Source organism: Vibrio sp. L5-1 (assembly GCF_021728315.1).
Lineage (GTDB): Bacteria > Pseudomonadota > Gammaproteobacteria > Enterobacterales > Vibrionaceae > Vibrio > Vibrio splendidus_K.
Window position 1 is genome coordinate 718495 of record NZ_JAKKCQ010000002.1, and the last position, 24171, is coordinate 742665.

A 24171-nucleotide genomic window follows, 5' to 3' on the forward strand; every position below is an offset into this window, starting at 1 on the left:
CGTTCACATCAACTTTAATGATGACGTGATGGGAAATTTACTCGTTCAATTTAAGGTTTCTTGATGCTAAAACGTTTCGTTCTGCTACTTTCACTCAGTTCATCTCTGGTTTTTGCCTGCGGCCTACATCAGGATACTGGACTTAGCTTGATCACTGAACCGGGCTCTCTCGAAGTCTTTGGCAACATAATCAATGCAAGACAAGGTGACGAATTTGGCAATTTAAATAAACCTGACCATTTCCGCCTTTTTGCAATCCAATCAGCACTTGGCAAAGCACATCCAAACAAGATTAAGTTCAACCTATTTGAAGCGATTAAAGGCCACTACAGCGAAATCAGCTTTGCTAAAGGTGTCAAAGTTTCAGGAAGAGATACATTGCCAACCGAGGAAGATTTACTTCTGATCACAGAGTTAGACGTGTTCGATGCGCTAGCAACAGGAACCATTTCTTGGGATCAAGCAAGCTTACAACGTTTAATCGTCATCAACGGACCGCAAGATAAACGCGAGCAATTAGAAGCTTGGTTCAATGATATTTTTGAGGGGTAATAGCGAAACCTAAGTAATTCAAGGCTGAATAGTTAAAGGGGGAGCAGCAAAGAAAAATAAGACAGACGACAAAAACAAACAATAAAAAGTCGTCAAACCCTCGGACTTCAGAACATTGAGGGTTCAACGACAAACTTAAATCAAAAAAACGTAGGCAACGGAATCAACTCCAGTCCCAGCACACCACTGATGCTCATCACCACCAGCAAAGAGACTTTAAAGACCGTCTTTGACCACTGGATGTAGTTGGCGCAATCAACCTTACGGAATGTCACTTTGGTCCACATAAAGCAAACGGCCGCCGACACCGCTAGGTATTCGTAACCCGCTTCTCCAAGCAAAAATAGTCCCAGAGCAACCGCACCAAACGCTACTACATACGCTTTCATATGTTGGTGTGCTTTGTCTACACCCTCTTTCACCGGTAACACAGGTATACCTGCATCGCGGTAGTCTTGAATGCGGAACATCGCAATCGCATACGAGTGTGGCATCTGCCATAAACAGAACATGATGAACAATAGAACGGCTTCTAAGCTCAGGTAGTTAGTCACGCCAAGGTAGCCAACCAATGGAGGAACCGCGCCAGAGATGCTTCCCACTAAGGTGCCGTAAACCGAATTACGCTTGTACCACATGGTGTAGAAAAAGACGTAAAACACATAGCCAAGCAACACCACAACCGCAGACATCGGATTAACGAATTGAAACAGCAACGCCGTGCCAGCCAACAACATGACCAATGCATAGATAAATGCCACGTCTGTGTTGATGTTGCCCTGAACCAATTCACGGTTCTGGGTACGTTTCATTTTCTGGTCGATATCTCGGTCAAAAATGTTGTTAACCACACAACCTGATGCAATCACAAGCCCTACACCCGCTAATGTCGTCAGTAACAACAACGCACTGGCTGGTTCTGTTTTTGCGGCGAGGAAGAACCCCGCCGCAACAGAAATCAGGTTGCCGAAAATGATGCCCGGTTTGGTGATAGACAGATATCTTTTCAGCATACCCTAACCTACAACTTCATGTTGACGTTCATGTTGTAGATGATCCATACCGAGCCAGCGATAAGAATCAATACAACGATGGCGGTAAACATCAGTGACACCAAGTTCCAACGCCCATCGGAAGATTTCGCTTCCATGTGCAAGAAGTACTTAAAGTGGACAAAGATTTGTACCAGCGCACAACCGAACAAGATCACATAAGTTTCCGCGCTTGGTAGCGCATGTGCCCACACGATGTAGAACGGAATAATGGTCAGAATCAGTGACGCAATAAAGCCTTTCACATAATCCGTTGCACCGCTATCTAGATGCTGTTCCATTACATCACCCCCATTAAGTACACGATGGTAAATACACAAATCCAAACGATATCAAGGAAGTGCCAAAACAAGCTCAAGCACTGGAAGCGCATCGACATATTGTCGTTCAAACCTTTGGTTGAAAGCTGGTGATACGCCACCGCCATCCAAATCAGACCGAACGTTACGTGCAAACCGTGTGTGCCAACCAAGGTAAAGAATGCTGAAAGGAACGCACTCTCTTGAGGACCATAGCCTTCTGCAATCAAGTGATGAAATTCATACACTTCCATACAGATAAAGGCTAAACCCAATACAAAAGTGACTTTTATCCATCGCTTCAATCCGGTCACATCTTTGCGCTTCATCGCAATCATGCCAAAACCGAAGGTGATACTACTGAACAGCAGCATCATGGTTTCGACAAACACGAACGGCAGTTCAAAGATGTCTTTACCTGTCGGCCCTGCAATAGATCCACTCTCAAGCACGGCATAAGTCGCGAAAAGCGTGGCAAACAGGACACAGTCACTCATCAAGTAAACCCAGAAGCCAAACAATTTATTGCCCGCAGCTTCATGGTGATGATCATGCGAGTGTGCAAGATCATAAGTGTGTGACGGAGTATTAGCTTGCATACGTCGTCTCCAAATCATCTTTATTTTCGTTGTTATCACTGTCACCGTCAGCGCTGTTACCACGACCAGAATGGTCGCCTTTCACTAACTGTTTCTTCGCTTCTGCAAGCTGTGCACGTCGAGCCGCTTCAATCGCTTTGATCTCTTCAACTTCCACGTAGTAGTCCACATCGTCGTTGTAGCTGTGTTGAATACACGTCACCACGATGCCCACTAAGCTTGCAGCCGCTAGCCACCAGATGTACCAAATCATTGCGAAGCCAAATGCCAACGCCCATGCAGACACGTAAATACCTGTCGGTGTGTTCTTTGGCATGTGAATACGTTCGTATTCTTCTTCCTGAGTTGGGTCAAACTCACCACTTTGCTTTTGATACCAGAACGAATCGATCTCATCGCCCTTAGGCAATTTTGCAAAGTTGTAGAACGGCGGTGGTGAAGACGTTGCCCATTCGAATGTACGTCCACCCCACGGGTCACCGGTTAGATCTCGGTTTTGGTCGCGGTCACGAACACTCACGTAAATCTGAACGAACTGACACACCACACCCATCGCAATCACGCCCGTACCTGCAGCCGCAACCGCCAGTAGAGGGAAGAACTCAGGGTTGATGTCTTGGCTCAAACGACGCGTCATGCCCATAAAGCCGAGAGCGTAAAGCGGCAAGAACGCCATCAAGAAACCAATGATCCAGCAGTAGAATGCGCGTTTGCCCCAAAGCTCGTTCAGAGTGAAACCAGTCGCTTTCGGGAACCAGTAACCAATCGCAGCAAAACAACCGAAGACAACACCACCGATGATTACGTTGTGGAAGTGAGCAATCAAGAATACCGAGTTATGCAGAATGAAATCTGCCCCCGGAACTGCCATCAATACGCCCGTCATACCACCCACGGTAAAGGTGATTAGGAAGCCCACTGTCCACATCATTGGTGTGGTGAAGCGGATACGACCTTTGTACATGGTAAATAGCCAGTTGAAGATCTTAACCCCGGTTGGGATAGAGATAATCATGGTCGCGATGCCAAAGAAGGCATTCACATTGGCGCCAGAACCCATGGTGAAGAAGTGATGCAGCCAAACCACAAACGCTAAAATAGTGATCGCCACTGTTGCCCATACCAGTGAGGTATAACCAAACAATTTTTTGCGAGAGAAGGTTGCAGTCACTTCAGAGAACACACCGAAGATAGGCAAGATTAGGATGTACACCTCAGGGTGTCCCCATGCCCAAATCAAGTTCACATACATCATCACGTTGCCACCAAGGTCATTGGTGAAGAAGTGCGTGCCGATGTATCTATCCAAAGTCAGTAATGCGATGGTGACCGTTAGGATTGGGAAAGAGATTATGATCAGGATGTTGGCACACAGAGATGCCCAAGTGAACACTGGCATCTTCATCATTGGCATAGATGGAGTACGCATGCGCAAAATGGTCGCGAAGAAGTTCACACCCGTTAACGTGGTACCAACGCCGGATATTTGCAGTGCCCATATCCAATAATCGACCCCGACTCCCGGGCTCGCCTCAATGCCAGACAGCGGCGGATACGCCAACCAACCCGTACGGCCAAACTCACCTAAGCCAAGCGACATGTTGGTTAGGATAATACCCACCACAAACAGCCAGAAGCTCAAGTTATTCAGATAAGGGAATGCAACATCACGAGCGCCAATTTGCAGCGGTACGATGATGTTCATCAAGCCGATAACCAGAGGCATCGCGACGAAGAAAATCATGATCACGCCGTGAGCCGTGAAGATCTGGTCGTAGTGATGTGGCGGTAAATAGCCAGTCTCACCAGCTGCAGAAAGCAATTGCTGACTGCGCATCATGACCGCATCGGCAAAGCCACGAACTAACATCACCATCGCGACCGCAATGTACATGAAGCCCAATTTTTTGTGGTCTACAGAAGTAAACCATTCATTCCATAGGTATTGCCACTTACCGGCTTTTGTTACCGCATACACCACTAAACTACCCACTAAAGCGATCATGGTTAAGGTGATCAAAATAATGGGTTCGTGGTAGGGAATTGAGTCTAGAGTTAATCTTCCAAACATGACGATTATCCTTGGGTTTCCGGCAAACAGTTCATTGAACCAGGGTGCTGGGTCACGACATCAGTGAATAAAAATGGTGGGATACTAGAAAACAGAGTCACAGGTTCAGCCACACTTGGCGCAGCCAATGAACGGAACTGATCCCAATCTTCAATGCGATCAGGACTTGCTTTCACTTTCTCCACCCAGTTTAAAAACGCCACTTGATCAGGCATGGCCGATGCGGTGAATTTCATCTGAGAGAACCCTTTCCCACTGTAGTTCGATGCAAAGCCTTTGAAGTCACCTTCGTGGTTTGCAATCAAATTCAACTTGGTCACCATTCCCGGCATCGCGTAGATCTGCGAACCAAGACGCGGGATAAAAAATGCGTTCATGATGTTGTCTGAAGTCAGCTTAAACGTCACCGGAACATCTTTCGGGAACGCAACATAGTTAACCGTCGCAATGTTTTGCTCCGGATAGATGAACAGCCACTTCCAGTCCAGAGAGACCACTTCGATCACCATAGGCTTAACGTCACTCTCCAGAGGCTTGGAAGGCTCTAGTTCGTGTGTTGTTCGCCAAGTGATGGTAGCCAGAATCGCAATGATGATGATTGGAATCGTCCATACCACCACTTCGATCTTGGTTGAGTGCGCCCAATCTGGTGCATACTCTTCTGTGGTATTACTTTCGCGGTATCTATAGGCAAAGTAGATGGTCATCAGAATCACGGGGATGACGACAATCAGCATCAGCAACAGAGCTGTAATAATCAGCTCCTTTTCCTGAACGCCAACGCTACCTTTTGGGTCGAGCAATGCGGAGTTACATCCTTCGAGCATCAGGACGGTTCCCACCAAACCAATCCTCGACAGATTTGCTCTCGATAAAATGCGTTTATATCTTGAAGCTTCCATTAACTTTCTCGATGGTTATCCAGCCTCAGAACGAACGCCCGAGTACTGGTTGTCATGGTCATTAGAATATTTATGTGTTGAGCATGTGAAACGACGCATCTCAAAGCGAAACGGAATTAGCCACGATTTTGAACAGTTGATAGTTGAACCGTTGAACTGACAAGTTAAAACGACAGTGCTGCGCAGCCGAAACATTGCCGCACGGTTAAAACCACACAAAAAATATGACTTAATTGTTACACTTTGAAATACATTGTTACATTTGGCGCATTATGAGGAGTTGAAATTGAAAGCTCACCAAACAAACTTGGAAACTAACCTTCCAGTTATGAAAGTAAGATGTGAGAAATTGTTGCAATTCAGACGCACAGCATGAACGTGCCACACGAGTTGAGCCATGTACGGAAAAGGATTAAAGCGAAACGGGAGAGCTCAAAGTAAACACGCAGTAGAAACAACAATGATTGATTACATTAGAAAGAGCGAATTAAGCAAAGTGTGATGGCTATCAAATTTATGAATTCACATGCGATTTTAAAGGTATTTAGAAAAGGCATCACTTCAGACAGCAACCCATCAGATATTCAAATAACACCCTGCTTTTTATGATAATCATGTCAGTTATACGCAGCAGAAAACGAGCAGAAATGGGGATAAAAAGCCGATTTCATGAGTATTTTGATGTGTTTTAAGTGGGCCTTACTCCCCTCAATAGAGAGGAGTAAGTGTTACCAAAGAAGAGATTATGCTGTTGGCTCGACGACGGTTTTGCGCTGATTTTTAGTCATCAAATGATAAACCACAGGCACAAAGTAGAACGAGATAAGAGTGGTTAATACTGTACCGCCGACAATCGCGACCGCAAATGGGGGCCAGAAACCGCCACCAGCAATAATCAACGGCATAAAGCCGCCAACGGTTGTAATCGTGGTCGAGCTGATATGACGAGTACACGACATCACAGCTTCTACCACCGCATCCACATTGCCTGATGAGGCTTGCTTATCGAGTTTTAATTCCGTCAGAATGACAATGGCCGCGTTGATAGCCAAACCTGCAATGCCGAGCATGGCGATGATCACCGTAAAGCCGAACGGATAACCGAAAATCCACACCGACAACAACCCGAGCCCACCAGCCAATCCTGCTACCATGAAGATGATGCTGCTCATTCGGAACGAGTTGAATGACATCACCACCACCAACACCATCAATACCACCACGACTGCGACATTCGAAATCAGGCTGTTGACTGAATTATCTCGTTCAGCGGATTCACCACCAAAACCAATCGTATAGCCCGATGGCATCTGATAGTTTTCTAGGCGTTTTTGGAATTCATTGAGCACGGTTTGAGGCAAGACACCTGCTTCAATGTAGCCCTCAATGGTATTCACACGCTGCCCGTTACGACGAGTAATCGCGCCACGACTGGTGGTCAGTTCAAGCTCGGCCAGAGTCGAAACATTAATCCCCGTGGAATAAACATCTGAACTGATAGGCAGACGAATATTGCTTAAGTGAGCCAAGTTTTCACGCGCCTCATCTGCCACACGAACACGGATTGGTACCGACTCACTGCCTTCAATCACAGAGCCACTTTCACGACCTGTCAACGTAGTTTGCAGCATACCTGCGAACTGGTTCAATGAAATACCATTCAGCTTTGCGGTGTCTTCATCAACCTTCAACCACACCTTCGGAGTACCTGGTTGCAGCGTTTCCCTTGTGTGCGTCACATGAGGAACACCCGCCAAAATCAATCGCACATCCTCACCAATCGCTTTCAACGTATCGAGGTTTTCACCATAAACACGCAGCTCAACAGGCGCAGTAAATGGAGGCCCTTGATTAAGCTTTCGTACCAAGATTTGTGCTTCCGGCACCTCGTTATCCAACACCTTTTGCAACTCAGGAATCAGCGCATTGGCTTGATCAAAGTTCTCTGTTTTCACCATAGCTTGCGAGAAGTACGGCGCATTATTTTGCCTTGCTTGCAGGTTGTAATAGAAAGATGGGAAGTTTGCACCCACGAGCCAATCGATACGCTCCACTTCAGGGTAACGATGAATGATATCGTCAATTTTTTCAGAGGTGTTTTTAGTGGCGTAAATGCTCGCTTGCGGCGGCATGTAAACCTGAATCTCAAACATGTCTCGGTCTGATGGCGGGAAAAATTGCTCAGTAAGCTGAGACATACTCCAGTAACCAGTAAACGGTACCAACAACACCAAAGCAATCGTGATGATTGGATGCGTGACACCAAAGCGGACAGAAGATGAGAACCAGCGCGTCAAAGCCGGGATTCTCAAACCCGTCATGTACCAATGGTGCTGCCCTTTCTTGTCGACATCACTGAGTTGTTTCGGCAGTAGCTTGGTCGCTAAGCCCGCAATTAAGGTGTGCGAGATGATGTAAGAGCCGATCAATGAGAAAGAAACGGTAATCGCAATACCACCGACAAATTCACCCGATGCTCCCGGCATCAAGATAATCGGGGCAAACGCCAACACGGTAGTTAAGGTTGAGCCTAATAACGGCACCCATAAATGCTTCAACGCATTCATGGTCGCTTCTGCTCGTTGTTGCCCTTTCAAACGATACGCCTGAATGGTATCGACCATCACCACCGCGTTATCAACCATGATCCCAAGCGCCACAATTAGGCCTGTCACCGACATTTGGTTAATCGGCACACCGGTCATTTTCATGATCGACAAGGTCAATAATGAGGTTAACGGCAGAGAAATTGCCACTAAGATCGCGGCACGCACGCCTAAAGTGACAAACAGAACAATCAAGATCAGACCAAAACCGATCATCAAGCTTTTGCCTAAATCGTCTAAGCGAGTTTCGGTATAACCTTGCTGATTAAAGAGCACCGTCACCTTAACGTTACTTGGTAACTCTTGCTCAAATTTACCAATCAGAGCATTAGCTCGCGACGTCCAGTTGTCGACTCGCAGATCAGGATGCATTCTTGCCGCGACAATCACACCCGGCTCACCATCAATAATGGCAATCTGGTCTTGTGGGGTCTTCTCACCACGTTTCACAGAAGCAATGTCTTCCATACGGATGATGTGACCATTGCTATCAGTGGCTATTGGCACTTGCTTAATGCGTTCAATAGAATCGAGTTCAGATTTAATTTCTAAGCCAAAGCGAGAATAAGCACTCACTAACTCACCGGCGGAGTTCTTGGCGTCTGCCCCTTCTAGCGACTCAGCAATATTGGCACTTGAGCGCCCTAACGCCGCTGCATCGGCAGTACGCAAGCTGATTTGAATCTCTTCTTGTGGCATCCCGTATTCATCAACGAATTCAGTGCCCGATAAAGTTCGTAATCGCTTAGCGAGTTCTTTGGCATAACGACCCAGCGTTAATCGGTCAGGCTCGCCTGAACCAGACCAAGTTAGAGATGCGATGGTCGTGAAAGCATAGGTGTGGTCACTGTCGAGATCGGGGGAATGAGAGCCCGCAGGCAAAATGGATTCGATGTCAGATAGCTTATCGCGAGCTTGAGACCAAACCGGCTCAGGCTCGGTGATGGTGTCATTCAATTCTAAGGTGACAATAGACACGCCCGGCCTTGAGGTTGAGCTCACGAGTTTAACTTCACTCAGCTCACGCAGCTTGTTCTCAATAACCTCGGTGACCAAGGTTTCAACACGCTCAGCACTGGCGCCGGGGAAGCTGGTTGTGATGTTCGCGTAGCGGTTGATGATGACTGGATCTTCTGCACGCGGCAGAGTCATGAACGCAGAAATACCACTCACCATCAGCAGTGCGGTCATTAAAATAAGCAATCGAGTGTTAGAAATAGTCTCTATGATTTTCATACTATTTCCTATTCAGCAGTAACGCTGGCTGGCTTCACGGTTTGGCCGGGAACCAAACGATGTAAACCACTGGATATCACCTGCTCGCCTTCGTTGATTGCACCGCTCACGTAGGCTTGTTGGTTGTTGGCAAACAACACCTGCACGCTTCTACGTTCAACCTTATTATCTTCACCAATAACGAAGATATTCCACACACCACGTAGGCCGTCAATCAAACCAGTTAATGGCACCCAGTAACCTTGGTCATCGATTTGCTCATCAAACTTAAGGTACGCAAGTTGCCCTTCTAAAACAGAAGCTTGCTCTGGAAACAGGTAACGTAGGCCAACACTGCGAGATTGAGTATCCACCATCGCCCCCGGATTGAGCAGGCTCACAGCGAAATCGTCTCGCCCGACACGAATACTTGGCGAAGAAAGCGAAGTCACTTTTTGCATTTGATGGGCAGGAATACCAATGAACGCTTCTTTACCTTCAGAGGCAAGCAGTGTCAGGGTTGGATTACCTACATTTACAACATCACCTAAAGAGACAAAGCGTGTTGCGATGGTGCCTGAATATGGCGCAAGAATTGTCGATTTCACCAGCTTCAATTGATTGCCTTTTACTGAAGCATCAATGCGCAGCAAATTCGCCTGCAATACACGTTGTTCACTAGTAAGAGAATCAATCTCAGCCTCGGCACTGAAGCCCTTTGCTTTCAATGAGCGCTGACGCTTTAAGTTCGCGGCCACAAGACTCAGTTGAGCTTTCACTTCTTCGGCTTGTGCTTTCAATTGGCTAGATTCGGTCTGCAGCAGTTGGGTGTCTAAACGGATTAAGGGTTGACCTTCGGTTACTGTGTCACCGACATCCACCAGAATCTCGTTTACTTTACCCGCTAATTCAAAACCAAGATTCGCCTGTTGCCCTGCTTTTACCACGCCAACATATTCACGCTGAACTGCATAAGAGGAAGACAGCGCTAAGGCCATCGTTTCCACGGTTAAAATGGTTTGGACGCTCGAAGCCGTTTCAGTGGTTGAATCAACCGACTCTTGGGCTTGTTCCTTTTCGCCACATCCAACAAGAAAAGCCGATAGAGATAACGCCACCGCACTTCCCTTCATCAATTTATACATACTCACTGTTCCTATGCGGTACTCAATCCTATTCTTTTTTTAGACTAACCAAACCAAACTAGACTGTCTAGTTTGATTATGTTAAAAATAAGTTTCATCGTTAATGATTGATAAAACCATCACAAAAAGCATAATGCTTAGCGCAGAACGAAATGCATTGAACTGAGCAACACCAAGTACCAAGCAACGAGAAACAGCACGTGACTAAAATCATCAAGAGTGAACAGAAGAGATCGCAGATCTTAACCGCAGCAAGCCAACTTTTCTCTGATCATGGCTTCAAGATCAATATGGATCAGATAGCGAAAGCAGCGAACGTTTCTAAGCAAACGGTCTACTCCCACTTTAAAAACAAAGACGAACTTTTCGAAACCTGCATGCAAACCAAGTGTGCGGAACGCGAACTCAGCCCTTCAGCATTTGATATGAAGGCCACTTTGGAAGAAGAATTGGTGAAGTTTGGTGTGAAGTTTCAAGATTTGTTACTTGATGAGCAGTCTAGGCAGACCTTTCAAAATGCGGTGAGCCAATCCAACACACATCCAGAAATTGCTTCTATTTATTTAGAAACAGGGCCACAGAAGACCACTAAGTTACTCGCTGATTATTTGCAGTCGAAAATAGATTCGGGTGACTTAACGCTTTCAACATCAAGTTCACCGATCATTGCTGCACGACAATTGTTGCTGATGTTTCATGGTAAGTCGGCTTATTGGGCATTCTTCGGACACGACAGCGGCGAGTCTGATAATGAAAGACTGAATTACACGCGTGAATGTGTTGCACTATTCTTAAACGGCAACCAGCCTCGCTAGTTTGAGCCCAACTGAATAAGGGTTAGTTAGCAGGAGCAACTGACTCTAGTAGCAATTCGTAGAACCGTTTTGCAGCAGGGCCTGTCTTTGCCCCTTTTGGCAAAGTGAGATGAAGCGGGACTTGGTATCCACTGCCATTTTCCATATTCAGCACCGTGAGCTTGTCACTTCCTCGGCTTTCAACAATGTGCTTTGGTAGTCGACAATACCCGACTCCCTGCTCTACCGCGCCAAACGCATGATCGAAATTATCGACCGTAATACGCTGACTCGACTTCAACCAACCCACATCCTTTTTCTCACCTTGCTTTTTACTGCCTTGACTAGCTTGAGCACCTAAGTCTCGCACCACAATTTGTGGCAGCGACGACAACTGGTTTAGCGATATAGATGACACGTTAGCTAAAGAGTGCGAACTTGCGACAACGGGCTCCATCATCGTAAAACCAAAGGCTTCTGCTGAGTAATTAGTAATAGGCAAGTTGATGATAGCCACATCGGCCAGTTCTTGAGTCACCATTTCGGTTGTTTTAGACAGTGATGTTTCAATAACTTGTATTGATGTGGTGTTGTTCTCCGCCAAAAATGCAGTCATCGGTTGATAAAGACGCTCAAGACAACACAAGTGATCAACCGCAACCACAATTTCAGATTCTACACCTTTCGCCAGTTGTTCACTGATCAACTCTAGCTCTCTGGCTTGTTCCAGCATGCTACTCGCTCGGCGCAACAGTGATTTCCCATCCTCCGACAATACAGCCCTACGACCTTCAACCTGCACTAAAGAAACACCCAATTGGTCTTCCAATTTTCTCAACGCATAAATCAGCGTGGTGTGGCTCTTGTTCAATTGCAGTGCCGCCGCCTGAATACTGCCTGCGCGGTCAATCTCGTAAAGGGTTTGCCATTGGTCGAGGGTGGTTTTCAATCTCATCGGTCTAAAATCCTGACAGTTAAAGGCTATATTATGAACTTTTCTGTCTGTTTTTTACAGGTAATATCTATTCCAACAGGCAATCAAGCCCCCTACGTTTTGCGAAATGACCATGAGTCTCAGCGCAATACCAAGTAACTGTTTGGAGAAATAACCATGAAATTATTACAAGTCGATTTTGAATTTAGCGGCCCATTTGGTGAAGAGATGTCGAACGCACTCGTTGACCTAGCAAAATCTATTAACAACGAACCGGGTATGATCTGGAAAATTTGGACAGAAAGCGAAGCTGAAAAACTGGGCGGTGGTGTCTACCTTTTTGAAGACCAACTCAGCGCAGAGACTTACCTAGCGATGCATAGCGCTCGCCTTAAACAGATGGGCGTCGATGAAGTACGTGGTGTGATTTTTGACGTGAACCAGCCTTTAACTACCATTAACAAAGGCCCAATCAACGGCTAGTTAATTCGCTGAATGAAAACAAAGCGATTGGAATGAATAAAGAATTAGCGACAGGCACGAGATAGAGAGATAGCAAATGAACAATAAAACGTTTTTAAGCCTACACGGCATCATTTACGCAGGGTTTGCCTTGGCGTTGTTTTTCCTACCAACGGTCATGTGGCCTATGTACGGTGTAGAAATTAATGATCAGTACGCTTATTTTCTCTCTCAGCACACCAGTATCTTCCTTGGTGGTATTGCCGCGATAAGCTGGTTATTGCGAGACATTGAAGCGGGAATTACCGCCAAAAAGCTCATCCAAGGGCTGGTTATCACCAATATGCTGGGGGCTATCATCGCACTGTATGCGGCTTTCACTGGTATCTTTGTTGGCTTTGGTTGGAGTGACCCCGCTTTCTTTATCTCGCTTTCAATTCTCAGCGTTTTGCAAGTTCGCAGACAAGGCTAGCTAATATAAAAAATCAGAACAAAAAAAGGGACAAATGAGTTTATTCACTGTCCCTTTCTTATCATCGTCAAAAACGATTCATTCACTATTGTTGATCGTTGTGCTCAACAAAAATTAGCTCATCGGTATTAAAGCCGCGCTCTTTCGACATCGCTTTGAACTTCTCCATCACTTCTGGAGCAACCTCTGGTGTTCGAGAAAGTAACCATAGGTAGTCAGTATCAGGGCCAGAAACAAACGCGTATTGATAGTCCTCTTTATCCAATTCAAACACCACATACGCACCATAGAATGGGCCGAAGAATGACACTTTCAGGTAACCTTGGTCGCTGCCCTCTACAAAATAAGCTTTGCCTTCCGCTTCGTTCCATTCACCCTTCTCTACTGAATAACCACGGTTAATCACCTTCACGCCACCATCATCACGTAGGCTGTATTCCGCGCTGATGTTATCTAAACCACGCTCAAACGAGTGATCCAAACGAGCCACTTCGTACCATTTCCCTAGGTATCGATCCAACTCGAACTGTTGAACGGGCTTAACCGTTTCAGGCATGCCCACGCAACCACCCAATAGAATCACACTAAGCAGCAATAATATTTTTTTCATCCTAACCTCGGCTTTTTTTTATTAGTAATGAGAGTAAGCCTTGTGAAAACATAAACTTACATCCTTGGTAATACGTTAAATCCATTTTTAAAGTTCACCTAACTGTAATTTATTCAGAATCTTATGTGAATTGTTTAGTCTGTGAATGAATCAATGGTGTTTCATTGCTATTCGATATTGAGTCGGAGTCACCTGCTTATACGATTTAAACTGGCGATTAAAGTTGGCTTGGTTGTCGTATCCCACTTTCTCCAAAATCAGATTCACTGGCAGTGAAGTATTAATCAATAAATCACACGCCACATTGAGCCTAATTTTCTTTAGCCTTTGACTAAAACTCTCGTTGTAGTGCTTTTGAAATAAGCGCCTAACGCTACTCTCACTAATGTAGAGATGCTTGGCTAAGTCATTAACCGAGATGTCGTGATTAAAATTGTTCACCAAGAAAGCTTCAACCTTGTCCAACTTATCGCTGACTTCATCTTCATCATCCGAGTTGAAGACAGGGTTAATCAACTGCACTACCTCTTGATCCTCAAGCAAAAGTGCAAACAAAGAGAACAAGGTAAGCAGTTGTTGATGTGGCGACTGGTTCATCACCTTATTCAACAATTCCGTCGCTTTCTCTGCAGTCGCGGGTGAAAACTGAAGCCCTTTCTTTGATTCTTCTAGCAATACACGTAGCGGTTCGAGCTCTCGACAGCACGCTATCAATTGCTCTATCCAATCTTTGCGAAACCAAACTACGTGCGTTTCACATATTCGCGAATCATCAGTGCTCTCGTCCGAATAGATGGCATGAGGTAAATCTGGCCCAACCAAGATCATATGGTTGTGAAACACATCGCTTTGGTGATGCCCGATAAAGCTATGGCCAGTAAAGTGACGATGAATCGCGATCTCGTACTCTTCATGTCGGTGCCAACCATAGCTTTTACCGTTCTCGACGATTCTCTTATAGCGCCATGATGTGCCAATTCGTTGTGGCACTTTTTCCAAGTAACCTTTCATTGTGATGCTCAGTGACGTTTTAATATTGAAAGTATACGCATCAAACCATTCAGATGAGCACATTGACTGAAAAGTATTGAACATTGCGCTAACGATACTCATCCGGTTGTCACCGCTAAATATACTTCAGGTGAACTTAATCAGGAGAGCAACTATGGACACTTTATTATTAAAAATTCGCGATATGATTCTTGCCACACGTCAGCAGTGGATAGGCGAGATCACCTACAACCACAACATTAAGGGTGATCACACTTGGAAACTCTATGGCTATAACTCTTATGACGAATACAGAAAAGATCTGCGTGAAAGCCTAAGAAAAGAGTCGTGATTGAAGATTTGTTCAAGCCACAATTTATTGATTAGTCGCGGCTTTTATCTGTCATTCATGTAGAGTTCCACACTGGCCACTCGCTTTCTATACTTATTAAACAGTGGAACATGGAATAAATAATAATGAACAATAAGCTCACTTTGCCACGCACTGCATGGGTGGCATTACTCGCAAGCTTAACGGCCGTAGCTCCGGTTCTTGCACAAGCCAACACTATTGTTCAAACACAAACAGCTGTTAAAAGCCAAAGTGCAGACCAGATATTTACCAATGCAGATATATACGGGCATCGTGAGTCGGACTCGATCGTTACCCACAACGGCAAGATCATCTTCATTGGTAACCAATCACAGGCGCAAACTTTTCAAGGGCAAAGTACTGATGTCATTGATCTAAACAATGCCTTTGTCTTGCCGGGGTTCATTGACAACCATAACCATGTGTTTGAAGCCGCCTCAGAGCTGGGTGGCAATTGCGAACTGGATTCTGAAGCCACATTAGAAGAGCAAATCCCCTACTTAGAAGCCTGTAAGATCAACGCCGAAACCGATGGTCGAGGTTGGCTGATGGGTTATGGTTTTTCTTTGGAAGCGACGCTCGATAGCGACTCTGAATACACACCACTTGAGATCATCGACAGCATCTTCCCGGATCGCCCAGTGGTGATCATGGAGCAGACTTCCCACTCAATGTGGGTCAACTCAAAGGCACTGAAAATCGCCCGAATCAGCCAACAATCTCCAGACCCACAAGGCGGTGCCTATTTAAAAGATTCTGATAGCGGAAAACTTAACGGCATCTTATTAGACAATGCTGGCGATCAAGTGATGGAGATGGCTTGGAATAGCCAAAGCGAACTGTTTGAGCAAAGCTACCAAGGGTTAATGTTCGGACTTGAGGAAGCGGCAGCCCACGGCATCACCACCATTGGCGACGGTCGCATGTATTGGAAACGAGGTTGGTATGACGTTTGGCTAGAGGCCGAGCAAAATCAAGACTTAACGGCGCGCGTGTCGCTGCGCCCTTGGGTATACCCATCGATGGCAATACCTTCTCAATTAGAAGTCTTTGAGAAGATGTATTCCGACGATAAAAGCCGTCTGTTACTTGTCGATCAGGTGAAAATGTACAGCGACGGCATCTTTATCAACGGCACCGCCAAAACGCTCGCACCCTACTTAGATACTTATCTTCCCCGGTCTCCTAATGGCTTGAACTATATTCCGCCAGAACAAATGAAAGAGTGGCTAACCGCGCTCGATAAAATCGGTTTTAGCGCTCATATTCATGCGATTGGTGATGGTGCCGTTCGTGAATCTCTTGATGCGATTGAAAGCGTGCGTAAACAAGGTTCGCAAAAGCCTTATACCCTCACCCACGTAGAGTTAATCAATGATGAAGACGTTCCCCGCTTCAAGCTGCTCAATGTCTCGGCGGACTTCCAAGTCGGTTCCGATTACGTAGCCAAGCATCAACACCAATGGGCTGAAGCCTTCCTTGGTGCTCGCCGCGCCAAAGCCATGATGAACCTAGACGCGATACTCAAAACCGACGCCAATATCACCCTGAGCAGTGACTGGAACGTACACGACATCAATCCCTTAGTTGGCATCGCAAATAGCTTAATCATGGGCAAAACAGGCCTAACTGATATCTACACAGCTATCGACGCTTACACGCTCAATGCAGCCAAAAGTCTTGGAATAGAAGACGTCACGGGTTCTATTGAGGTTGGAAAATCAGCGGACTTCGCGATTCTCGACCGAGACATCACCACAGTATCGGCAAGACAAATAGCCAAAACTCAGGTGTTGATGACAGTGTTAAGAGGGGATGTGGTTTACGGAAAATAAAGCCAATAAGCGGAGCGAATTGGTTATCGCCACACAAACGAAAACGAGCCAGCTTATTCAGCTGGCTCGTCTGTTATTCACATATGTATTTTAGTTCTGTTACGCGTTGGGCTCTTTTAGTGCTTTCTCATTTGATTCTTGCTTTTCATCCAGAGCAAAGTAGATTTTTGATACAATCACTTCAGCAACCAGAATCGTAAATACCACAGCGAAGAACGCTACCACACCGCCCCAAGGGCCTGTGAAGCTCACCTTGTCACCGAACATAAGGTTTATCGCTTCTAGCATGACAAATTTTGAGCCAACAAGAATAATGTATGTCGACAACGCTCGATACACCTTAGGTGCCGTTCCAGATTTCTGTTTGAAGTAATCCGCTACCTTGTGTTCTAAGCCAATAGAGAGCTTCAACAATAACTGCAGTAACAACGCCGCTATCAAAGAAATAGTGAAAGATTCAATGTTGACGAAGTCCCAGTACTCATCGAAAAAGTTAAGCACGACTAAGTCCACCAGCACGGCTAACGTGTAACCTACAAATAGGCGTTGTGGTGTGTTGAACCCGTAAACTTTGTCTGATTTAGTCATTCTGTCTCTCTCTAATTTGATAAGTAGCCTTGATTTGAAATACATCTTAGCGTTCGAATAGAAGCAAAACTTACCATTTCATGACACCACTCAAAATCATTCACAACACAAATGAATCGTCATAATGTCTTCGCACCTCCACCTTCAATAATCCTGATCGACCACGTATCACTGTAAAGTAAAATGGCACTATCGAGCAAAGTGCCACTCTCGAGTAATTTGCTACTCCCAAGTAACCTTCCACTACCAACTAAAGAAAGAATAGAGACGCTAAATGGATGACCCGTATTTAAGCAATGAGTGTGTTAGTTGAAATCTTGCGTCCAATAAGACATCTTCGATGTATCTGACTTACTGACTTTGTATCCAATCCCCATCTTTGTGTGTTGGCTATTCATCACGTTTTGGCAGTGACCTTCGTGACCAGCCCAACTATTAAGACCGGCATTGTTAACTTGCCCATCACTTCGCGGACTGGTGTAACCAAAAATAGGAATCACAACCGAATTGGATGAGAGGACAAACGCATTCTGACCAGAACTGTTCACAACAAAGTGACCTTGAGCATCTCTTCGGTACTGCTCATCTGAGTTCAACTGGGCATTACTCGCCGTATTATTGTCCCAAGCGATAGGAGCTGCTGGTGGGTAGTTACCACTCGAAAACGATGAACCAAAGGCATCACAATAACGTTGTGCCGACCTCGCACAATTTGTCGAGATAACAGATTGGTACTTGATACTATTCTGACTTAGATCTTCCGGAATGTTCACAATTCGGCACCATTTTTCATCGGCAACGCCTTGACCGGGCATCCCCCAAATCGCACCATTCAATAATTGATTTGTATCTAGTGAAGAGAAATCGATGAGAGTGTCGCTATTAAGCTGACCTAGATCCAAATCGATCTTTCCAGATGAAGTGTTCAACTCAAAGATCGAGGCCCCAACCTCCTTAGCTGCTGCATTAATTTTATCGCGCTGTAATAATTCCCAAGAATCACCAAACCGCTCTTTTGACTGCTCTCCATAAGCTTGAGCGATAAAATCGTAAGTGGGTAGATTAGACTCCACTCCGTTCTCATCTTTGGAAACTACGCTGCCAACGGTTTTAAATTCCAACGAACTGTCGAACACCGCATCGTTAAACACATACGACCCCAAGAGCTCACTAGAACAAGCGTTGCTTTGCATATCGTATCGATATTCAGAAATTGTACCGTCCACAAGTAACTGATGACTTTTCCTTTGCGCCCTTAACCCTGCGGTTTCATAACAGTGCCAATCGTTAACAAAGTTACTGCCATTATCGATAACGATCGTTGGTACCGCGATATCCACATCAACCTTCTGAGTATCCCCACCTTTGAATGCAGGCAATTCATTTTTAACGGTTATAGAAGAATAATTTCTGATCGGAGCCGTTGTATCGACAAAGCCTTCGATAGCAAAAATCATATTGTTGCTAAGAGCTTTAATGTCAGGCTGCTGAGAGGTAGATGATGAGCCGGTATTACTTGGATTACTTGGATTACTTGGATTACTTGGAACATTAGCGTTGTTAGACGTTGTGCTGTCACCTCCTGATGAACTTTCTCCGCCACAACCTGTAATAATCAGTGCTAAAAGGGCGACTGCCGAGATATTTTGTTTTTTCATGAGTTAATCCTTAACCATATATTTTTCTTGATGTAAGGATGTTGCCTCATAGAACGAACTTAAATTTCAGACCAATGTCAGAGCCCCCAAATACTGACACCGATTTTACATTTTATAAGATACTGTCAATTTAACGTTCAATTCATAAGCCAATGAACTCATTCAGTATTTTCCTTAAGCCTTCCGTTTCAGAGCCAGTTACAGTTCGGTAAATTGACTCTCAAAACAAGGTGACGACGATTTGAACAATCAACACTCTTCGATAGCACCGACCTTCCTTGTATCTTCTACTCAAACTCAGGTGCTTCGTTAAATCGCCTCGATTTGAAATACACCTTAACGTTCGAATAGGAAAAACTTAGAAATATAGAAAAGCACCAAAAGATAAGTCTCGTCATTGCTTGTCACCAAATGGCCATTCTTCAAATGCTGCGCCCCATATTATGACTCCATCAGCGACACACACTCATTTCCAAAAGGTGCAGACTATGAAAAAGCTAATCACTAACGCGAACGTATTCAACGGTGTTGATAACAACTTAATCGAGAACGTATCAATCCTCATCGAAGATAACTTGATCACTCAGATTGGTGAGATTGATTCAACGTTAGCCGATGAAATTATTGATGCTCAAGGCGGCACGGTCATGCCAGGCCTGATTGATGCGCACGTTCATATCACGCTCTCTGCCTCTTTTAATGTCATTGATACAATGACCCGTGAAGAAGTGGCGATTCGCTCAGCAAAGATTTCAGAAGAGATGTTGATGCGCGGTTTTACGACTATTCGTGATGTGGCGGGTAATACGCTTGGCCTAAAGAAAAGTATCGATAACGGTTACGCAACTGGCTCACGAATTCTTCCGTCAATGGCCGCTATATCTCAAACCTGTGGTCACTCCGATTACCGTCAGAACCAAGCACAAGAACGTTTGGCAAACGGTCACGAAGATTCACCAATGATGAAGCTAGGTGCCATGAAAATTGCTGATGGTCGTTCAGAAGTATTAAAAGCCGTGCGTGAACAGCTGTTTATGGGCGCTTCTCAAATCAAGATCATGGCTGGCGGTGGTGCATCTTCAACATTCGACCCACTAGACACGTTGCAATTCACATCAGAAGAAATGAAAGCCGCGGTTGATGCCGCTTCTGATTATGGCACTTATGTTGCCGCGCACATCCACACCTCTGATGCGATGCGCCGAGCAGCCGAAGCGGGCGTGATGTCTTTCGAACACGCGACAATTATGGATGACGACATTGCCGAGATCATCAAAGAGAAAGGCATTTGGGTGATTCCGTCTTACTTTACCTCTTCATTGATTGCAGAACGCAAGATCCCACTGCCGAACGAAGAGACATACCGCAAGACAGAACGCGTAGGTAAAGCCATGTTCAAATCGGCGGAACTGATTAAGAAATACGATATTCAGAACATTGCTTTTGGCACTGACTGCGTGGGTGAAACCAACGTTCATGCTACACAATTGAATGAACTTGGTGCGATTGAGAAAACATTCGATACCATCACCGCACTTCGCATGGCGACATCAAACTGTGGACGCTTGTTCGAGATGTCGACTTACCAACACCCATACCAAGAAGGCAAGTTAGGTCTGATTGTTGAAGGCGCGTATGCCGACCTATTGATCATCGATGGCAACCCACTCGAAGGCGTAGCGTGTGTTGCCAACACAGAGACACAAAAGCTGATCATGAAAGACGGCAAGGTATATAAAAATAACCTCTAATTAAGAACCTAAAGATTAGAATAAACAACGGTGCTATGGCGGATTCGTCATAGCACCGTTTTCTTATTTGAAAATTAATTGTGATTTTTTACCGTCTTTTTTAATCAAGCTTCGTCTTACAGATATTCCTTCACTGGACAACGCTTCAAACCTTGTGCGCCTTTGGTAAAACACCACCTCACACACGTTATGTGCCCCACTCCAGTGCTTTTATTTGATGTAGATATAGGAGCTTAAAATGAGCTTTACGTTACTGGCACTGAGTGCCATTTTTCTCGGCTTTTACGTCGTGTTATCTCGCTTTAAAAAACAGAAAAAAAGCTTCAACTTCCGCGTTCTTAGCGCACTGGTTGGCGGCCTTCTGTTTGGTGGCATTATCCAAGTAGTACTGGGCACCGACAGCGCGGCTGGCTTGCAGTTCTCAGAGCTTATCTCTTTGTTCGGTAATGGCTACGTCAAGCTACTCCAGATGATAGTAATACCGTTAGTGTTTGTTGCCATGACAGCTTCCATCATGAATGTAGAAGGCACCAGTGCACTCTCGAAAATCGCACCAAAAGTGATTGGCGTGTTGATTTTCACCGTGGCTATTTCTGCAGTAATCGGAATTGCGAGTATCTACTTGTTCAACATCGACGCGAACAGCTTAGTCAATGCAATGGGAACTAGCACTGCCATTGAAGCGCGCAGCGATAGCCTGCTATCGACTCAAGAGCTGATGTCGAACAACACCTTCACAAGCTTGGTGTTGTCTATCATCCCGACCAATATTTTTGAAATGCTGACTGGCGCAGAAAGAACCTCAACACTATCGACGGTTCTATTCGGTATGTTCCTTGGTTTTAGCATTCTCCAAGTGAAAAAGCGTAAGCCAGAGAAAGTGCAAAGCTTTGTTGATTTCATCAATGCAGCAAAAGAAGTCGTGCTATCGATGGTGCGAGAAATACTTAAGCTCACCCCTTATGGCGTATTTGCTTTAATGACCAAGTTCATGATGAGCAACGATTTGTTCGCACTCTCTGAAATGGGCCGATTCGTTATTGCAAGCTACGCGGCGATCGCAGCGATGTTCATTGTTCACCTTGTACTTGTTGGCTTGTTTGGTTTGTCTCCGAAGACATTCGCTAAAAAATCTTGGCCCGTACTGGTGTTCGGATTTGGTTCTCGCTCAAGCATGGCAGCCATTCCGCTAAACGTTGAAACACAAACTCAGCGCCTTGGTGTAGATGAAGAGACAGCCAATATGTCGGCAACATTCGGGACCAGCATTGGCCAAAACGGTTGTGCCGGTATTTACCCTGCAATGCTTGCCATCATGGCTGCACAAGTGATGGGTATCCCGATTGATTTGAGCTTTGTTCTACAACTTATTGCCGTGATTGCCATTGCTTCATTCGGTATTGCGGGTGTAGGCGGCGGTGCGACCTTTGCAGCGGTTGCCGTGCTAACCATCATGGGATTGGACATCACGATTGTAGCGATACTGGTATCTATTGAAGCCTTGATTGATATGGCACGCACCGCTCTCAATATCTCTGGGTCGATGTTGTCTGGTGTTCTTACTGCTAAGACTAACGGCTCATTGAATACAGAACAGTACAAAGCACAAGCCCTGTCGAATACGACCAATGGCGAGATTCCAGCTTAAGTTTTTAACTTAACGTCAGTCGCTTCAAGTCACTCAGAATCATCCCAATAAACACAGGGCGCGAATGCCGCGTCCTTATAAGAAGAAGTACCACTATGAAAATCGTAATTTTAGGTGGCAGTGCTGCTGGTATGAGCTTTGCTGCCAAATACAAAAGAAACCAACCCACAGATGACGTTATTGTCATTGAAAAACGCAGCTACCTTTCGTTTGGTGCCTGCGGTTTGCCCTACTTTGTTGGCGACAAGTTCCCAAATACAGATCGCATGATCTCTCGCACGCCGCAGCAAGCCATCGATTCCGGACTCGATGTTCGTATCAATACTGAGGTGGTCGCAGTGAACGCTGCTGAGCAAATCATCACAGTCAACACGCAAGGCGAATCACAAGATATTCCGTTTGATAAGTTAATCATCGCGACAGGTGCGCGCCCTTTAATTCCAGACTTCGCGACCTCTTTTCGTGTGGGTAATCATGATCGTGCTGATTCGAATAGCACCGAGCATGTTTACACACTCACTAGCATGGAAGATGGCGTTGCCATGAAACAAGCCATGCTCGCAGTAGATAAACCTCGCGTTGCAATCATTGGTGCAGGTTTTATTGGATTAGAGATGTTCGATGCGGCACATGACTTAGGAAAAGACATCACCATTATTGAGCGCGAAGCGCACATCATGAGCCGCCAATTCAGCCCAGAGATGATCTCCGACGTCGAAGATGCCATTCGTGACACAGGAACCAACCTGCTGACCAATACCCAAGTCGAACACATTGAACGTTTTGCTTCAAAAGACAGCGACGAAGGGAATAGTGAGAAAGCGAGTTATCTGCTTACAGTGAGCAAAACTCGATCCGCGACCAATAACACTAACGAAGCCACCAGCCATTCGGTAGAACCGGAATACATCACCATTCAAGCCGACATTGTGATTCTGGCGCTTGGTTTCAAACCTAACACCGAGTTGTTTGACCTGCCAAAAATGGGCAACGGTGCGTTATTAGTCGATAAGTTTGGTGCAACGTCAGTACCGAATGTTTACGCGGTGGGCGACTGCGCGACGGTTCATCATTTAACGCTTGATGAACCCGTGTATTTGCCACTCGCCACCACAGCTAATAAACAGGCTCGAATGATGGCCGACAAATTGGCAGGCAAAGATACCTTCCTTGATGGTTTCTTAGGTTCATCTTCATTGAAAGTGCTGGATTACGAGCTTGCTAGCACAGGTATTTCTCATTGGATGGCAAACCAATACGCAGTGCCAACCAGTACCTCAGTCATTAATGACAAGAACCAAACGGATTATTATCCCGGCCAAGAAGACATCAAGATAAAACTTGCTTACGACCCTGAATCTAAACGCCTTTTAGGCGGCGAAATTGTCAGCAAGAAAGGCGCTGTAGGTCGGCTAAATGCATTAGGCGTTGCAATTACTGCAGGCATGACGACTCAACAATTGGGTTACCTTGATTTCAGCTACGCTCCTCCTTTTGCACGAACATGGGACGCGCTGAATGTGGCGGGCAATGTTGCGAAATAACAGTCTCAAAATAACCAGACGAAATAGCTGCCTTGAAGTAACCAAACTAGATAATGAATGAAATAACTAAG

The 24171-nt window shown here is 45.4% G+C and carries 21 protein-coding genes; 9 read left to right on the forward strand and 12 right to left on the reverse strand.

The genetic code is table 11. The annotated features are described in order from the left end of the window. Window positions 1–63 precede the first annotated feature (63 nt). Window positions 64–552, forward strand: a complete 489-nt coding sequence (locus L3V35_RS10040; protein WP_237299526.1) for a hypothetical protein — start codon at window positions 64–66, stop codon at window positions 550–552. A 140-nt stretch (window positions 553–692) separates the two neighbouring features. Here the strand turns inward: L3V35_RS10040 and cyoE are convergent, their stop codons facing one another. The 7 genes from cyoE to L3V35_RS10075 all read right to left on the reverse strand — a co-directional run bounded on the left by cyoE (window position 693) and on the right by L3V35_RS10075 (window position 10441). Beyond that, the gene (gene cyoE, locus L3V35_RS10045) at window positions 693–1565 is read right to left on the reverse strand and encodes a heme o synthase (protein WP_237299528.1); all 873 of its coding nucleotides are present in this window, start codon (window positions 1563–1565) and stop codon (window positions 693–695) included. Between the two features lie 8 nt (window positions 1566–1573). Then, window positions 1574–1885: a cytochrome o ubiquinol oxidase subunit IV gene (gene cyoD, locus L3V35_RS10050; RefSeq protein ID WP_052879838.1), complete on the reverse strand. Its 312-nt coding sequence runs from the start codon at window positions 1883–1885 to the stop codon at window positions 1574–1576. Then, on the reverse strand, window positions 1885–2502 hold the full coding sequence (cyoC, locus tag L3V35_RS10055) for a cytochrome o ubiquinol oxidase subunit III (protein WP_010439790.1): 618 nt from the start codon (window positions 2500–2502) through the stop codon (window positions 1885–1887). The genes cyoD and cyoC overlap by 1 nt, the downstream gene beginning before the upstream one ends. Continuing rightward, on the reverse strand, window positions 2492–4573 hold the full coding sequence (gene cyoB / locus L3V35_RS10060; protein ID WP_237299530.1) for a cytochrome o ubiquinol oxidase subunit I: 2082 nt from the start codon (window positions 4571–4573) through the stop codon (window positions 2492–2494). Before cyoB ends, cyoC begins: the two co-directional genes overlap by 11 nt. A gap of 5 nt (window positions 4574–4578) precedes the next feature. Further along, the gene (cyoA, locus tag L3V35_RS10065; RefSeq protein WP_237299532.1) at window positions 4579–5475 is read right to left on the reverse strand and encodes a ubiquinol oxidase subunit II; all 897 of its coding nucleotides are present in this window, start codon (window positions 5473–5475) and stop codon (window positions 4579–4581) included. 743 nt (window positions 5476–6218) lie between these two features. After that, a complete protein-coding gene (locus L3V35_RS10070; RefSeq protein WP_237299533.1) occupies window positions 6219–9317 on the reverse strand; it encodes an efflux RND transporter permease subunit in 3099 nt (1032 codons plus the stop codon). An 8-nt stretch (window positions 9318–9325) separates the two neighbouring features. Beyond that, window positions 9326–10441 carry an efflux RND transporter periplasmic adaptor subunit gene (locus tag L3V35_RS10075; protein WP_237299535.1) on the reverse strand — a complete coding sequence of 372 codons (1116 nt, stop codon included), beginning with the start codon at window positions 10439–10441 and terminating at the stop codon, window positions 9326–9328. A gap of 200 nt (window positions 10442–10641) precedes the next feature. Between L3V35_RS10075 and L3V35_RS10080 the strand changes: the two genes are divergently transcribed. Further along, window positions 10642–11256: a TetR/AcrR family transcriptional regulator gene (locus L3V35_RS10080; RefSeq protein ID WP_099166335.1), complete on the forward strand. Its 615-nt coding sequence runs from the start codon at window positions 10642–10644 to the stop codon at window positions 11254–11256. A 22-nt stretch (window positions 11257–11278) separates the two neighbouring features. Here the strand turns inward: L3V35_RS10080 and L3V35_RS10085 are convergent, their stop codons facing one another. After that, window positions 11279–12190, reverse strand: a complete 912-nt coding sequence (locus L3V35_RS10085) for a LysR family transcriptional regulator (RefSeq protein WP_237299537.1) — start codon at window positions 12188–12190, stop codon at window positions 11279–11281. 156 nt (window positions 12191–12346) lie between these two features. Between L3V35_RS10085 and L3V35_RS10090 the strand changes: the two genes are divergently transcribed. Continuing rightward, a complete protein-coding gene (locus tag L3V35_RS10090) occupies window positions 12347–12652 on the forward strand; it encodes a monooxygenase (RefSeq protein WP_076671309.1) in 306 nt (101 codons plus the stop codon). Between the two features lie 76 nt (window positions 12653–12728). Beyond that, on the forward strand, window positions 12729–13103 hold the full coding sequence (locus L3V35_RS10095) for a hypothetical protein (RefSeq protein WP_237299538.1): 375 nt from the start codon (window positions 12729–12731) through the stop codon (window positions 13101–13103). An 85-nt stretch (window positions 13104–13188) separates the two neighbouring features. On the opposite strand, the gene L3V35_RS10100 is transcribed toward L3V35_RS10095, so the two are convergent. Next, on the reverse strand, window positions 13189–13713 hold the full coding sequence (locus L3V35_RS10100; protein WP_237299540.1) for a lipocalin family protein: 525 nt from the start codon (window positions 13711–13713) through the stop codon (window positions 13189–13191). A 150-nt stretch (window positions 13714–13863) separates the two neighbouring features. After that, window positions 13864–14826: an AraC family transcriptional regulator gene (locus L3V35_RS10105; RefSeq protein ID WP_237299542.1), complete on the reverse strand. Its 963-nt coding sequence runs from the start codon at window positions 14824–14826 to the stop codon at window positions 13864–13866. A gap of 52 nt (window positions 14827–14878) precedes the next feature. On the opposite strand from L3V35_RS10105, the gene L3V35_RS10110 reads away from it, so the two are divergent. After that, entirely contained in the window at window positions 14879–15055 is a 177-nt protein-coding gene (locus L3V35_RS10110) for a hypothetical protein (protein WP_237299543.1), read from the forward strand. A gap of 125 nt (window positions 15056–15180) precedes the next feature. Further along, window positions 15181–16911: an amidohydrolase gene (locus L3V35_RS10115; protein ID WP_237299545.1), complete on the forward strand. Its 1731-nt coding sequence runs from the start codon at window positions 15181–15183 to the stop codon at window positions 16909–16911. Between the two features lie 99 nt (window positions 16912–17010). Here L3V35_RS10115 and L3V35_RS10120 read toward each other — a convergent pair whose 3' ends face one another. Together L3V35_RS10120 and L3V35_RS10125 are read right to left on the reverse strand one after the other, a co-directional pair. Then, window positions 17011–17499, reverse strand: coding sequence for a hypothetical protein (locus L3V35_RS10120; protein WP_010439759.1), 489 nt, complete (start codon window positions 17497–17499; stop codon window positions 17011–17013). A 305-nt stretch (window positions 17500–17804) separates the two neighbouring features. After that, on the reverse strand, window positions 17805–19157 hold the full coding sequence (locus tag L3V35_RS10125; protein WP_237299547.1) for a CAP domain-containing protein: 1353 nt from the start codon (window positions 19155–19157) through the stop codon (window positions 17805–17807). A 488-nt stretch (window positions 19158–19645) separates the two neighbouring features. On the opposite strand from L3V35_RS10125, the gene L3V35_RS10130 reads away from it, so the two are divergent. The 3 genes from L3V35_RS10130 to L3V35_RS10140 all read left to right on the forward strand — a co-directional run bounded on the left by L3V35_RS10130 (window position 19646) and on the right by L3V35_RS10140 (window position 24100). Then, on the forward strand, window positions 19646–20908 hold the full coding sequence (locus tag L3V35_RS10130) for an amidohydrolase family protein (RefSeq protein ID WP_237299549.1): 1263 nt from the start codon (window positions 19646–19648) through the stop codon (window positions 20906–20908). A gap of 238 nt (window positions 20909–21146) precedes the next feature. Then, a complete protein-coding gene (locus tag L3V35_RS10135) occupies window positions 21147–22556 on the forward strand; it encodes a cation:dicarboxylase symporter family transporter (protein WP_054546712.1) in 1410 nt (469 codons plus the stop codon). A 95-nt stretch (window positions 22557–22651) separates the two neighbouring features. Continuing rightward, window positions 22652–24100: an FAD-dependent oxidoreductase gene (locus L3V35_RS10140; RefSeq protein WP_114633178.1), complete on the forward strand. Its 1449-nt coding sequence runs from the start codon at window positions 22652–22654 to the stop codon at window positions 24098–24100. Window positions 24101–24171 lie beyond the last annotated feature (71 nt).